General features: G+C 73.2%; 12 protein-coding genes. 7 read left to right on the forward strand and 5 right to left on the reverse strand.

Annotated elements, in window-relative coordinates; genetic code table 11:
* Positions 1–23 precede the first annotated feature (23 nt).
* A complete protein-coding gene (locus ACH35V_RS38245; RefSeq protein ID WP_395979770.1) occupies positions 24–1,142 on the reverse strand; it encodes a serine/threonine-protein kinase in 1,119 nt (372 codons plus the stop codon).
* Between the two features lie 466 nt (positions 1,143–1,608).
* Here ACH35V_RS38245 and ACH35V_RS38250 point away from each other — a divergent pair, with 466 nt between their 5' ends.
* Positions 1,609–2,991, forward strand: a complete 1,383-nt coding sequence (locus tag ACH35V_RS38250) for a sensor histidine kinase (RefSeq protein WP_395979771.1) — start codon at positions 1,609–1,611, stop codon at positions 2,989–2,991.
* Between the two features lie 34 nt (positions 2,992–3,025).
* On the opposite strand, the gene ACH35V_RS38255 is transcribed toward ACH35V_RS38250, so the two are convergent.
* Complete coding sequence (locus ACH35V_RS38255) at positions 3,026–4,441, reverse strand: amidase (protein WP_395979772.1); 1,416 nt, start codon at positions 4,439–4,441, stop codon at positions 3,026–3,028.
* A gap of 82 nt (positions 4,442–4,523) precedes the next feature.
* On the opposite strand from ACH35V_RS38255, the gene ACH35V_RS38260 reads away from it, so the two are divergent.
* A complete protein-coding gene (locus tag ACH35V_RS38260; protein WP_395979773.1) occupies positions 4,524–5,999 on the forward strand; it encodes a carboxyl transferase domain-containing protein in 1,476 nt (491 codons plus the stop codon).
* Positions 5,996–6,613: a class I SAM-dependent methyltransferase gene (locus tag ACH35V_RS38265; protein WP_395979774.1), complete on the forward strand. Its 618-nt coding sequence runs from the start codon at positions 5,996–5,998 to the stop codon at positions 6,611–6,613. Before ACH35V_RS38260 ends, ACH35V_RS38265 begins: the two co-directional genes overlap by 4 nt.
* A gap of 9 nt (positions 6,614–6,622) precedes the next feature.
* On the opposite strand, the gene ACH35V_RS38270 is transcribed toward ACH35V_RS38265, so the two are convergent.
* On the reverse strand, positions 6,623–6,898 hold the full coding sequence (locus ACH35V_RS38270) for a hypothetical protein (RefSeq protein WP_395979775.1): 276 nt from the start codon (positions 6,896–6,898) through the stop codon (positions 6,623–6,625).
* 222 nt (positions 6,899–7,120) lie between these two features.
* Between ACH35V_RS38270 and ACH35V_RS38275 the strand changes: the two genes are divergently transcribed.
* Positions 7,121–7,840, forward strand: a complete 720-nt coding sequence (locus ACH35V_RS38275) for a type 1 glutamine amidotransferase (protein WP_395979776.1) — start codon at positions 7,121–7,123, stop codon at positions 7,838–7,840.
* Here ACH35V_RS38275 and ACH35V_RS38280 read toward each other — a convergent pair.
* On the reverse strand, positions 7,812–8,495 hold the full coding sequence (locus ACH35V_RS38280; RefSeq protein WP_395979777.1) for a gamma-glutamyl-gamma-aminobutyrate hydrolase family protein: 684 nt from the start codon (positions 8,493–8,495) through the stop codon (positions 7,812–7,814). The genes ACH35V_RS38275 and ACH35V_RS38280 overlap by 29 nt on opposite strands.
* On the reverse strand, positions 8,492–9,961 hold the full coding sequence (locus ACH35V_RS38285) for an aldehyde dehydrogenase family protein (protein ID WP_395979778.1): 1,470 nt from the start codon (positions 9,959–9,961) through the stop codon (positions 8,492–8,494). Before ACH35V_RS38285 ends, ACH35V_RS38280 begins: the two co-directional genes overlap by 4 nt.
* A gap of 107 nt (positions 9,962–10,068) precedes the next feature.
* On the opposite strand from ACH35V_RS38285, the gene ACH35V_RS38290 reads away from it, so the two are divergent.
* From ACH35V_RS38290 to ACH35V_RS38300, 3 genes are read left to right on the forward strand one after another with little or no spacing between them, the layout of a single operon-like run.
* Complete coding sequence (locus ACH35V_RS38290) at positions 10,069–11,517, forward strand: aldehyde dehydrogenase (protein WP_395979779.1); 1,449 nt, start codon at positions 10,069–10,071, stop codon at positions 11,515–11,517.
* A complete protein-coding gene (locus tag ACH35V_RS38295; RefSeq protein WP_395979780.1) occupies positions 11,505–12,407 on the forward strand; it encodes a 3,4-dihydroxyphenylacetate 2,3-dioxygenase in 903 nt (300 codons plus the stop codon). The genes ACH35V_RS38290 and ACH35V_RS38295 overlap by 13 nt, the downstream gene beginning before the upstream one ends.
* A complete protein-coding gene (locus tag ACH35V_RS38300; protein WP_395979781.1) occupies positions 12,407–13,252 on the forward strand; it encodes a fumarylacetoacetate hydrolase family protein in 846 nt (281 codons plus the stop codon). Before ACH35V_RS38295 ends, ACH35V_RS38300 begins: the two co-directional genes overlap by 1 nt.
* The last annotated feature ends 37 nt before the right edge of the window (positions 13,253–13,289 follow it).

A 13,289-nucleotide genomic window follows, 5' to 3' on the forward strand; every position in this document is an offset into this window, starting at 1 on the left:
CGTCCGGCGGTCCGGTGCCCGTCCTAGTGGCGCTTGTGCCTGGTGGGCAATGAGGGGCGCTGGCTGCTCCTGTCCTGCGTCCGTCCGGCGAGGATGGCCCCGATGACCACGGTGCCCGCGGCCGCGCCGAGGCCCGCCAGCAGGCGCGCCCGCGTGGACGACATCGCGCCCGCCATCCCGATCGGCGTGAACGCCTTGGTGTCGGTCTCCACGCGCCGATCCGGCGGGGACGCGCTGGACGGGTCGGACGTACTGGCCTGCCTGGGCGCGGCGCAGACCGACGTCCGGGCGAGCGCGGGGGCCAGGGTGGACGCGGGCCAGGAGTCGGCGGACGGCTGCTCCACGAGCGCGAGCAGCAGGTCCGACGCGGTCGGACGGTCCACCGGGTTCCGCGCCAGCGCCGCCCGCACCGCCGGGACCAGCGGCGCCGGCAGCCCGGACAGGTCGGGCTCGTCGGACGCCGTCCGGAGGGTGGCCGGGTCGCCGCCGATCGGCATCCGTCCCGTCCCGGCGTGGGCGATGAGGCAGCCCCAGGCGAACACGTCCGCGGCCGGGGTCGCGGGCCCGCCGATGAGGACCTCCGGCGCCATCCAGCCCGGGGTGCCGAGGACCTTGCCGGTCGCGGCAGTCACGCTGATGGAGTCCTGGCTGCGGGCGATGCCGAAGTCGATCACGCGGCAGCCGGACAGGGTGAGCATCACGTTGGCGGGCTTCAGGTCGCGGTGCACGAGGCCCGCCGCGTGGATCGCCGCGAGCGCCGACGCGACGCCGACCGCGACGCCGTGCAGGTCGGCGGCCCGCAGCGGGCCGTCGTCGACGAGCCGGTCGTGCAGCGAGACGCCGCCGACGTACTCGGTCACGAGGTAGGGGCGGCCCTCCTCCTCGCCGTGCGCGAGGACCCGCGCCGTGCAGAACGAGGCGACGCGGCCGGCGAGGTACGCCTCGTCCAGGAAGCGCCGCCGGTAGGACGGGTCGCCCGCGAGATGCGGGTGGATGGTCTTCACCGCGACGCGCCCGCCGGACACCGGGTCGGCGCCGAGGTAGACCGTGCCCATGCCGCCCGAGCCCAGGCGGCCGAGCAGCGTGTGCCCGCCGACCTCGCGCGGATCGGCCGGTTCGAGCGGCCTGATGTCTCCGTCCATGGATCTTCCCGGCCCCCTTGTTCTTCTCGTCACCGTGCATCCCCGTTCGGCGGCGGATTATTGGGCGTCTTCGCAGGAAGTGCCGGAAACGTGAACGTCACGTCGATGTCGTGCCCCGTGCACCTGGGCCGGGCAGAGTGGGCGGTGGTTCGGCGGCACGGCCCGGTCCGCGGGGTTCCTCCTCGGCGCGCGGGTGGCGGGCGGCGCCGGATCTGGTGCCCGCACGGGCGGCTCCCCAGGGGTGGGAGGCGCCGTCCGCGCGGGCATCCGCCGTGCTCGAGCGGGGTCATGCGCCGTGCTCAGGCGGGGTCGTCCGGCCTGCTCGGACGAGGTCTTCCGGCTGCTCAGGCGATGTTTCGCAGGGCAATGACCAGGTAACATCCAGTTCTGCGTTCTCCCCCCAGGCGTTGGAACGCGGCGCGGCCCCCGGTGCCGCGTGCGAGCCGAAAGGGGGAGGGGCGCCGGGGTGCGGATATCCGCGGGCAGGCTGTCGCCGTCGTGCTGGTCGGTGCGGACCCGCGTGACGGCCGCCGCCACCTTCATCGTCCTGATCCTGCTGGTGGCCGGCGTCGTGCTCTTCTACCAGGCCGTCCGCGGCACCCTGTACGGGGACCTGCGCGAGCGCGGGAACTTCGTCGTCACCGATCTGACCACGCTCGTGCAGAACACCGACCCGCACGGCACGCTGCCCGTCCAGGACCCGGACTTCACGCTCCTCCAGGTCGTGAACACGGAGGGCGGCCTGGTCGCGTCGAGCGAGTCGCTGCTCGGGCGCGGCCCGCTGGACGCGCCCGCGCCGCGCGCGCCGGGGCGTCCCGAGCACCGCACCGTCGACGTCCCGGGCAAGGGCGCGGTCTACCTGGTCACCGAGAGCGTGCGGACATCGCACGGCTGGAAGATCGTGCACGTCGGCGCGCCCATCAGCGACTTCACCCAGTACAAGGGCCTGTTCATCGGTCTGCTCGCGGCCTCGGTGCTGCTCGCCACCACGGCGGTCGGCTGGATCGTGTCGCTGTCGGTGCGGCGGGCGCTGCGTCCGGTCCGGGTGATGAGCGCCGAGCTCGCCGAGATCACCGGCCGGGGGATGGGACGGCGCGTCACCGTCCCCGGGCCGAACGACGAGGTGTCCGAGCTGGGCGAGTCGGTGAACGTGACGCTGAGCCGGCTGGAGGCCGTCATGGCCCGGCAGCGGGGCTTCGTCGCGGACGTCTCGCACGAGCTGCGCAGCCCGCTCACCGGCCTGCGCGCCCAGCTGGAGGTCGCGCTGGAGCGGCCGGACGACGAGGACTGGCCCGCCGTCGCCCGCGCCGCGCTCGCCGACGCCGACCGGCTGCAGAGCATCGTCAGCGACCTGCTGATCCTCGCCAAGCTGGGCGCGGGCGTGCACGTCGCGCGGGAGCGGGTCGACCTCGGGGAGCTGGTCCGGGTGGAGACGGGGCGGCGTCCCCGGCGGGTCCCGGTCGAGGTGGACGCGCCCGAGGGGATCATGGTGCGGGCCACGGCGCACCACATCGTCCGGCTGCTGACGAACCTGCTCGACAACGCCGAGCGGCACGCCGCGTCGCGGGTGTGGGTCTCGGTGTCCGCGGACGGCGACGACGCCGTGCTGCAGGTCCTGGACGACGGCGCCGGGATCCCGCCCGAGGACCGCGAACGGATCTTCTGGCGCTTCCAGCGGCTCTCCGAGGGGCGCGAGCGCGACCGCGGCGGCACCGGCCTCGGCCTGACGATCTCCCGCGACATCGCCCGCGCGCACGGCGGGACGCTCGTCGCCGCCGACAGCGACAAGGGCGCGCGGCTCGTCCTGCGCATCCCGCTCGACAGGCCGTCGACGTTCCCGGCCTCCTGACCGCGTCCGCAGGCCCTGACCGCCTCGTCCGGCTTCAGGCGATGGCGGGACGGTGCGTGCCGTGGCGGGTGGCCTGCTCGAAGGCGTGCCCGAGCCGCAGGACGGCGAGGTCCGCGCGGTGCGGCCCGACGATCTGCAGGCCGACGGGCAGCCCGTCCTGGGTGAACCCGGCGGGGACCGACAGCGCCGGGCAGCCGGTCGCCGAGACGAGGAAGCAGGACCGCATCCACTCCAGGTAGTCGGGCATGGGGTGCCCGGCGATCTCGCCCGGGTACTCGATCGCGGCGTCGAACGGCGGCACCTGGCTGACCGGGAGCAGCAGCGCGTCGTACCGTCCGAAGAACTCCCTGACCTGGTGGAACAGCGCCGTGTGCAGCGTCTCGGCGCGTCCGACATCGGTGCCGGTCAGGGTGCGGCCCGCGTCGATGTTGCCGGCGAGCGACGGCTTGAAGTCGGCGCGGCGCTCGTCGAGGAGCGGGCCGAGGGCGAGGTCCCAGTGCCAGGCGCGCAGCGTCCGGAAGACCTCGTCCGCGCCGGACAGGTCGGGGCACGCCTCCTCCACCGAGCAGCCGAGGTCCTCGAACGCCTTCACCGCCGGTTCGAGGACGCCGGTGACCGCCGGGTCGACGGGCGCCCGCCCGCCGAGGTCTGGCGACCAGGCGAGCCGCAGCCCGGCGACGTCCCGGTCCAGCGGGACCGCGAACGCCGATCCCGGCGTCTCCAGCGCGATGGGGCTGCGCGGGTCGGGGCCGGCGAGGACCGACAGCAGCAGCGCCGCGTCCGCCACCTCGCGGGCCATCGGCCCCTGGACGCCCATCGTCGACCAGCCCGCCGGCACCGGCCACGACGGCACCCGGCCCGGCGACGGGCGGAACCCGACGACGTTGCAGAACGACGCGGGGTTGCGCAGCGAGCCGCCCATGTCGCTGCCGTCCGCGACCGGATGCATCCCGCACGCCAGCGCGGCCGCCGCGCCTCCGCTGCTGCCGCCCGCCGACCGCGACAGGTCGTAGGGGTTGCGGGTGAGGCCGAAGACCGGGTTGAACGTGTGCGACCCGGCGGCGAACTCGGGCACATTCGTCTTGCCGATCGTGATGGCCCCGGCGGCGCGCATCCGCTCGATGACGAGCTCGTCGGCGTCCGGGACGAGGTCGGCGAAGATCGGCGAGCCGGAGGTCGTGCGGATGCCCTTGGTGGCGTGCGTGTCCTTGTGCGCGACCGGCAGCCCGTGGAGCGGCCCGACGTCCGCGCCTGCGGCGAGACGGTCGTCGGCGTCCCGCGCCTGCTCCAGTGCCCGCTCCGCGACCAGCGTCACGATGGCGTTGACCTGCGGGTTCGTCCGCTCGATCTGGTCGAGGTGCGCCCGCACGACCTCGCGGGCCGACAGCTCCCGCGCCCGGATCCGGTGGACGATCTCGCGCGCGGACGCGAAGTGGATCTCCTCTGACACTGCGGTCCCCTTCTCCCGGCTGCGCTCCCAGTCTCCACCCCCGGCACCCCGGCTGACCTGCCCGTGCGGTCATGATGGGTCCGTGACGGAACGAGTGGGGGCGCGCGAGCTGCTGCGCCGCGTCCTGGACGCGGACGGCTGGACGTCCTGGGACGTTCCGCCCGCCGCGCATCCCGACCCGTCCACGCCCTACGGCAGGGCCCTGGCCGCCGCCCGCGAGCGCAGCGGCTGCGACGAGGCCGTCCTTACCGGCGAGGGACGCCTGCGCGGCCGCCGCGTCGCGTTCGTCGTGTCGGAATTCCGCTTCCTCGCCGGATCGATCGGCCTCGCCACCGCCGACCGGATCGTCGCGGCCGTGGAGCGCGCCACCGCCGAACGCCTCCCGCTGCTCGCCGCGCCCGCGTCCGGCGGCACCCGCATGCAGGAGGGGACGGCCGCGTTCGTCCAGATGGCCCGCATCACCGCCGCCGTCATGGCGCACCGCGCCGCCGGGCTGCCGTACCTCGTCTACCTGCGGCATCCGACCACCGGCGGCGTCTTCGCCTCCTGGGGTTCGCTCGGCCATGTGACGGCCGCGGAGCCCGGCGCGCTCATCGGGTTCCTGGGCCCGCGCGTGTACGAGGGCCTGCACGGCGAACCGTTCCCGCCCGGCGTCCAGGTCGCGGAGAACCTCGCGGCCAAGGGACTTCTGGACGCCGTAGTCGCCATAGACGATCTCGCCGAGATCGCTTCTCGCGCGCTGAACGTCCTCTGCGAGAGACCGCCTGCGACCCTTTGGCCGCGGCCTCCGTCCGGCGTCGCGGAGGAGGCGACGGCGTGGGAGTCGATCGAACGGTCACGGCGTCCTGGCCGTCCGGGCGTCCGGGATCTGCTCCGGCACGGCGCGTCCGACGTCACCCCGCTCTCCGGCACCGGCGAGGGCGAGGCGGGCCGGGGCCTCCTCCTCGTGCTCGCCCGCTTCGGCGCGGCCCCCTGCGTCCTGATCGGCCAGGACAGGCAGAGCCAGCGCACCGGCGACCCGCTCGGCCCGGCCGGCCTCCGCGTCGCGCGGCGCGGCATGCGGCTGGCCGCCGAGCTGGGGCTCCCGCTGGTCACGGTCGTCGACACGCCCGGCGCCGCGCTGTCCGCCGAGGCGGAGGAGGGCGGCCTAGCGGGCGAGATCGCCCGCTGCCTCGCCGACCTGATCACCCTGCCCGCGCCGACGCTCTGCCTCCTCCTCGGCGAGGGCACGGGCGGCGCGGCGCTCGCCCTCCTCCCCGCGGACCGCGTGCTGGTGGCCCGGCACGCCTGGCTCTCCCCGCTCCCGCCGGAAGGCGCCTCGGTGATCGTCCACCGGACCCCGTCGCGGGCGGACGAGGTGGCGGCGGCCCAGGGCGTCCGGTCGGCGGACCTCCTCCGCGACGGGCTGGCCGACGTCCTCGTGGACGAGCGTCCCGACGCCGCCGACGAGCCGGAGCCGTTCTGCCGCCGCGCCTCGGCCGCCGTCGAGCGGGAGCTGTCCGGGCTCGCCCCCGGAACCTCGGCCGCCCGCCAGGCCCGGTACCGTCCAGCACCATGACCGAGGCCGCCACCCGATCCGCGTACGACTCCGTCGCCGTCCTCTACGCCGACACGTTCCGCGACTTCCTGGACGACATGCCGCTGGACCGCGCGCTGCTCGCCGCGTTCGCGGACCTGACCCGAGGCTCCGGCCCGGTCGCCGACCTGGGCTGCGGGCCCGGCCGCCTGACCGGGCACCTGGCGTCCCTGGGACTCCCCGTCTTCGGCGTCGACCTGTCACCCGAGATGATCGCCCAGGCCCGCAGGGAGCATCCCGGCCTCCGCTTCGACGAGGGCACCATCACGGCCCTCGACCTCGCGGACGAGAGCCTGGGCGGCGTCCTCGCCTGGTTCTCGACCATTCACACGCCCCCGGCGGAACTGCCGCGGGTGTTCTCCGAGTTCCACCGCGTCCTGGCCCCGGGCGGCCACCTGCTGATCGCCTTCCAGGCCTGCGAAGGCGACACCCCACAGCCCTTCGACCACAGGGTCGCCCTCGCCTATCGCTGGCCGCTGGACGCGCTTTCAGCCCTGCTCCGCAGCGCCCGCCTGACCGAGATCGCCCGCCTCCACCGCGAACCTTCGGAGCAGGAGCGCTTCCCCGCCGGCCACCTTTTGCTCCGCAAGCCGTGAGCGGGCAGGTCAGACCCTGCGCTCTTCGGCCTCGTCATCCCGGCGGCGCGCCGGGGCCTCGTCCCACACCCGATGCCAGGGCCGCTGACGGCGAATCCGGCGGGTGCCGCGACGGTGCCCGCCGCGCGGAAAGAACGAGGCGAGCACCCCGGCCGCCGCGACGGCGAAGAGCGCGGCGAGGACCCAGGCCAGGATCTTGGGGCCGATACATCCCTGCGTGCCCGCCCGGCCCCGCAGAGTTCGGATGATCAGGGGCGCGTCGCCCAGCACGGTGCTGTCCGCCATGTCGTTCGCTCTCTTTGTTCCGAGATGGCTAGCCCTTTATGGCCGTAACAGCATGTCATGAAACAACCACCCGCCGCATGACGGCAACCTGGAAGACCGAACACGTTCAGCCACCTGCGAACGCGGATTCGGGGTGACGTGCCGGGGCACGGGTCGGGCACGGGTTGGCGGCCGGTCGTTTGGGGTCTTACGATCTGGAGGTCGTCGTCGAGGAGGGGTTCCGTGCGAGCGCTCGTCATACAGCATGATCATGTCTCGCCGCCAGGGCCGGTGGGGGAGCGGCTGGAGGCGCGGGGGTTCGACATCACCGAGATGGTGGTGGTGCCCGAGGACCGGCACCTGACGCCGGACGTGCGGATCGAGTTCCCTGACCCGCGGGAGTGGGACCTCGTCGTCCCCATGGGGGCGCCCTGGTCGGTCGACGGGCCCGGTGTCGCTTCCTGGGTCGAGCCCGAACTGCGCATGCTCGCCGCGGCGCAGGACGCGGGAGTGCCCGTTCTCGGGGTCTGCTTCGGCGGGCAGGCGCTGGCGGCGGCCCTCGGAGGCGCGGTGGAGCGGGCTCCGCGCGCCGAGATGGGGTGGGTCGGGATCGAGACGGTCGATCCGTCGATCGTCGGGCCCGGCCCCTGGTTCCAGTTCCACTTCGACCGCTGGATCCTGCCGCCCGGCGCCGTGGAGGTCGCGCGGAGCGCGGTGTGCTCGCAGGCGTTCGTGCTGGGGCGGTCGATGGGCGTGCAGTTCCATCCGGAGATCACGGCCGAGCAGTTCGGGCTCTGGCTGGCGAACGGCGCCGCGAGCCACATGCGAGCCAAGGGCATCGACTCTGATCTGGTGATGGCGGAGGTCAAGTGGACGGAGGCGGAGTCGGCCCGGCGGACTCACGCCCTCGTGGACGCCTTCCTGGACCGGGTCGCTACCCGGACGCCCGAACCAGGGCGTTGAAAAGGGCTTGCTGAGCGGGGTCGGTCGCGGCCGTGTCCTCGGGATGCCATTGGACGGCCAGGAACCAGTGGTCCGGATTCGTCAGTTCCGCGGCCTCTAGAGTGCCGTCGGCGGCGTGGGCCGTGGGGGTCAGGGTGGGGGCCAGAGCCGCCGTCGACTGGTGGTGGTAGCAGGACGCGGTGACCTGCTCGGTCTCCAGGGTCTTGGCGAGAAGCGTGCCAGGGGTGACCGTCACGGGGTGGAGTTTGTGGCGGTGGTCTTCAGGCATGTGCTGCGTGAGGGTGCCGCCCAGGGCCGTGTTCACTACCTGGAAGCCGCGGCAGATGGCCAGGGTGGGGATGTTCGATTCCAGGGCGTGGACGGCCAGGGCCAGGTCGAAGGCGTCTTGCGCGTCGTCCACGTCGTAGAGGGCTTCGTGTTCGGTTTCCGCTCCGTAGTGGCGGGGGTGGATGTCGCCGCCGCCCGGCAGGAGGAGGCCGTCGCAGCGGCTCAGGCGGGACGGTTCGTAAGGGGCCGCCGGGTGCATGATGAACGGCTCGCCGCCCGCCCGGTAGACCGCCTCGACCAGGGCCTGGGCGGCCACCTCGGCCTTGTAGCGGAGGGCGGAGGCGGACGCGGAGAAGCGGGCCGGGAGCGCGATCAGCGGACGGGTCAAAGCTCGATCCAGGTGGTCTTGAGGTCGGTGTACTTGTCGAGGGCGTGGAGCGACTTGTCGCGTCCGTGGCCCGACTGCTTGACGCCGCCGAACGGGACGCTCATGTCGCCTTCCTCGTAGCAGTTGACCCAGACCGTCCCGGCGCGGAGGGAGCGCGAGACGCGGTGCGCGGTGGACAGGTCGGAGGTCCAGACGGCGGCGGCCAGGCCGTATTCGGTGTCGTTGGCCAGCGCGATCGCCTCGTCGACGTCGTCGAACTCCAGGACGGCGAGGACCGGGCCGAAGATCTCCTCGCGGGCGATCCGCATCTCCGGCTTGACCTGGTCGAACACTGTGGGGGCGATGTAGCGGCCGTCCGCCGCCGCGCCGGTGCGGAGGTGGGCGCCGTCCGACTTCGCGGCCTGGATGTGCGACATGACGCGGGCGTGGTGGGCGAGGGAGACCAGCGGGCCCATCTCGGTGGACGGGTCCAGCGGGTCGCCGGTGCGGAGGGACTCGGCGCGGGCGACGACGCGGTCGACCACCCGGGAGGCGATCGAGCGATGGACCAGGAGCCGGGACGGGGCCGTGCACATCTCGCCGGCGTTGAAGAAGATGCCCCAGGCGGCGGTGGCGGCGGCGGCGTCCAGGTCGGGGGCGTCCGGGAGGATGATGTTGGGGGACTTGCCGCCGAGTTCGAGCCAGACGCGCTTGAGGTTCGAGTCCGCCGCGTAGCGCAGGAAATGGCGTCCGACCTCGGTGGAGCCGGTGAAGGCGAGGACGTCGACGGACGGGTGCTCGCCCAGCGCGCGGCCGGCCACCTCGCCGGGGCCGTTGACGACGTTGAACACGCCGGGCGGCAGGCCCGCCTCGGCGGCCAGCGCGGCCAGGTGCAGGGCGGAGAGCGGCGATTCCTCGGCCGGTTTCAAGATGGCGGTGCAGCCGGAGGCGAGGGCGGGGGCGATCTTCCAGGCGGCCATCGTGAGCGGGAAGTTCCACGGGACGACCGCCGCGACCACACCCACGGGCTCGCGGGTGACCAGGGCGAGCGACGACGACGAGGTGCGGGGCGACTCGTCCAGTTGCTTGTCGGCGGCCTCGGCGTACCAGCGGACGCAGTTGATCACGGCGCGCAGCTCGATGCCGTACGACTCGCTGATCGGCTTGCCCATCTCCAGGCTGATCAGGAGGGCGATGGTCGAGCGGTCGCGTTCGATCAGGTCGGCCCAGCGCAGGAGGGCCGCCTTGCGTTCGGCGGGCGCGAGGCGGGGCCAGGGGCCCGTGTCGAAGGCCCGGCGGGCGGCGGCGACGGCGGCGTCCACCTCGGACGGCCCGGCCGACGCGATGCGGGCGATCGTCTTGCCGTCGCGGGGCGAGACGACGGGGACCGAGGCCGTGCCGGTGAACTCTCCGTCGATGTGGAGGCCGGTGTGCGGGACGAGCCCGGCGGCACGGGCGCGCCATTCCTCGTACGGGACGTCGGTCACGGACCCTCCTCTAGAGTCGTTTGTACCCGAACAGTAGCGTCGGCGGCTTGACCGCCGCCATCCCGGTTCCTAGATTATTTGGGACCAAACAAAATGGAGGTGGAGCGATGGCAACCGTCGCGGGCGTCGCCGTCGAGCCCGGACACTGGATCGGCGGGGAGCGCACCGGCTCCCACGCGACTTTCGCCAGCGTCTCGCCGATCGACGAGCGGCCGGTAGCGGAGGTAGCGCGGGGCGGGGCCGCAGAGGCGAACGCCGCGGTCGCCGCGGCTCGCCGTGCCTTCCCCGCCTGGGCCAGGACGAGCCGGGACGAGCGGGCGCGGCTGCTGCACGCCATCGCCGACGGCGTGGAGAAGCGGATCGAGGAGCTCGCCCAGGTCGAGACGGCCGACAACGGGGCGCTGATCCGCTCCCACCGGCGCGGGGTGATGCCCCGGGTCGCGCACAACTTCCGGTTCTTCGCCGACTGGCTGCTGAAACTCGGCCACGACGACTTCGAAACGCGGGGCCACACCAACCATGTGAGCTGGGACCCGGCGGGCGTCGCCGTGCTGATCACCCCGTGGAACGCGCCGCTGATGCTCGCCACGTGGAAAATCGCGCCCGCGCTGGCGGCCGGGAACACCGTCGTGCTCAAGCCCGCCGAGTGGACGCCGCTCACCGCGTCGCTGCTGGCCGACGTCACGGCACAGGCCGGGCTGCCGGACGGGGTGTTCAACGTCGTCCAGGGCTATGGCGCGGAGGTCGGCGGGCCGCTGACTGCGCATCCCGACGTCAACCGGATCAGCTTCACGGGCTCGGTCCCCACGGCCCGGACGATCGCGGCCGCGGCTGGCCCCAACCTGACGCCGCTGTCGCTGGAGCTGGGCGGCAAGTCGCCGCTGCTCGTGTTCGCCGACGCCGACCTCGATCTCGCGGTCGATCTGGCCGTCGAGCAGTACGACAACGCCGGGCAGGTCTGCCTGGCCGCGACCCGGCTGCTGGTCGAGTCGTCCATCGCGGACGAGTTCACCGCGCGTTTCGTGGAGAAGGCGTCCAGGATCAGGCAGGGCGATCCGCGCGAGGAGGCCACCGACGTCGGGCCGCAGGTCCATCGCCGCCATCTGGAGCGCGTGGACGGGTTCGTCCAGCGGGCCAAGGAGGCGGGGGCGCGCGCGCTCATCGGCGGCGGCCCGAACGAGGAACTGGGCGGTCTCTACTACCGGCCGACCCTTTTCACGGACGTTCCGGAAGGGGCCGAGATCCTCACGGAAGAGGTCTTCGGGCCCGTCCTGACGCTGCAGACGTTCGACACCGAGCAGCAGGCCGTCGCGATGGCGAACGGGACCCGGTTCGGGCTCGCCGCCACGCTGGCCACCGGTGATCCAGAGCGCGCGCGGCGCGTCACCGAGCAGCTCGTGGCGGGGACGGTGTGGGTCAACTGCTTCTTCGTCCGCGACCTGCAAGCCCCCTTCGGCGGGTCCCGGCAGTCCGGGGTCGGACGCGAGGGCGGCGACTGGAGTTTCGATTTCTACTGCGACCTGAAGAACACGGTGACGGCCCCATGGGTGAGATAGTCGGCGCGGGACTCCTCGCGCACGTTCCCACGATCGTCCTGCCCGAGGTCACTCGGCGCGAGCTGAACGGCGGTGAGGACACCACGCTCGTCCCCGGCCTGCAGAGGCTGCGCCAGGACGTGTTCGAGAGGGACGACTACGACACTGTCGTCGTCCTCGACTCGCACTGGGCGACGACGGTCGAGTTCGTCACCACCGCGCAGGAGCGCCGGGCGGGGCTCTACACGTCCGAGGAGCTGCCGCGCGGCATGTGCCGGATGCCGTACGACTTCCCCGGAGACCCCGAGCTGGCCCATGCGGTCGCGCGCTACGCCGGCAAGCACGGGACGTGGATCACCCCGATCGACGACCCGTACCTGCCGATCTACTACGCCACCGTCAACCTGTGGACGCACCTCGGCGTCCGCGACGACCCGTACCTCGGCGAGGCGGGGAAGCGGTGGATGTCGATCGGCGTGTGCCAGACCGCCGACACCGAGGACTTCCTGCGCCTCGGCCGCGCCCTCGGCGACGCCATCGCCGCGACGGACCGGCGCGTGCTGCTGATCGCGTCCGGCGCGCTGTCGCACACGTTCTGGTCACTGCGGGTGATCCGCGACCACGAGGCGTCCGGGCCCGAGCACATCTTCACGCCGGAGGCGCGGGCGGCGGACGAGCAGCGCATCGCGTGGCTGCAGAAGGGCGACCACGGCCGGGTGCTCGACACCATGCCGGAGTTCCTGACCTTCAAGCCGGAGGCCCGCTTCGGGCACTACCTCATGATGATCGGCGCCCTCGGGGAGCAGGCCTGCACGGCCCCCGGGCGCCTCTACAGCGAGTACGAGAACTCCGTCGGGACGGGCCAGGTGCACATCTGGTTCGACCGCCCTGAGACCGGATGGACCGCCTAATGCCCGAATACCGACGGATCCTCCTGGACGGCGCCGCCACCCAGGTCATCAGGGACGGCGACGCCCTCGTCAGCGCGGACGGCCGCTCCGTGCGCGCGGACGACGCCGTCCATCTGCCGCCGTGCGAGCCGTCCAAGGTCGTCGCGGTGCACCTCAACCACCGCAGCCGCGTCGAGGAGTTCCAGACGAGGCTGCCGCCCGCGCCGACGTTCTTCCACAAGCCGATCTCGGCGCTGAACGCGCACGGCGGCGCGGTCGTGCGCCCGGAGCGGTGCAAGTACCTCAACTACGAGGGCGAGATCGCGATCGTCATCGGGCGGACGGCCCGCAACGTCGCGCCGAAGGAGGCCGGCGACTACATCGCGGGCTACACGGTCGCCAACGACTACGGCCTGCACGACTTCCGCGACACCGACGCCGGGTCGATGCTGCGCGTGAAGGGCTCCGACACCCTCTGCCCGCTCGGCCCCGGCCTCGTCACCGACTGGGACTTCCACGGCAAGTACCTGCGGACGTACGTGAACGGCGAGCTGGTGCAGGACGGCAGCACCGACGAGATGGAGTGGGACATGCACTACCTCGTCGCCGACATCGCCCGCACCATCACGCTCTACCCCGGCGACGTGCTGCTGTCGGGGACGCCGGCGAACTCGCGTCCCGTCCAGCCGGGCGACGTCGTCGAGGTCGAGGCGGAGGGTCTCGGACGGCTCCGCAACCACATCGTCGCCGGGCCCGTGCCGATCCGGGATGACTGCGGCGCGCAGCCGACCGAGTCGGAGGAGGTCATCTCCACCGCGTTCGGCGGCGACTGGGAGTTCCGCGGCATCCGCGCTCCGCGCCGATAGCCGTCAGGGTCCGCGCGGGCGGCCAGCGGTAGCCCGC

This window comes from Actinomadura sp. 1N219, assembly GCF_044326405.1.
Classification (GTDB): Bacteria; Actinomycetota; Actinomycetes; order Streptosporangiales; family Streptosporangiaceae; genus Spirillospora.

What these genes read in the sequence shown, in the direction of transcription:
- ACH35V_RS38290 (WP_395979779.1), top strand. Translation starts at nt 10,069, where the DNA reads ATGGCAACCGTCGCGGGCGTCGCCGTCGAGCCCGGACACTGGATCGGC.
- ACH35V_RS38300 (WP_395979781.1), top strand. Translation starts at nt 12,407, where the DNA reads ATGCCCGAATACCGACGGATCCTCCTGGACGGCGCCGCCACCCAGGTC.
- ACH35V_RS38270 (WP_395979775.1), bottom strand. Translation starts at nt 6,898, where the DNA reads ATGGCGGACAGCACCGTGCTGGGCGACGCGCCCCTGATCATCCGAACT.
- ACH35V_RS38245 (WP_395979770.1), bottom strand. Translation starts at nt 1,142, where the DNA reads ATGGACGGAGACATCAGGCCGCTCGAACCGGCCGATCCGCGCGAGGTC.
- ACH35V_RS38265 (WP_395979774.1), top strand. Translation starts at nt 5,996, where the DNA reads ATGACCGAGGCCGCCACCCGATCCGCGTACGACTCCGTCGCCGTCCTC.
- ACH35V_RS38295 (WP_395979780.1), top strand. Translation starts at nt 11,505, where the DNA reads ATGGGTGAGATAGTCGGCGCGGGACTCCTCGCGCACGTTCCCACGATC.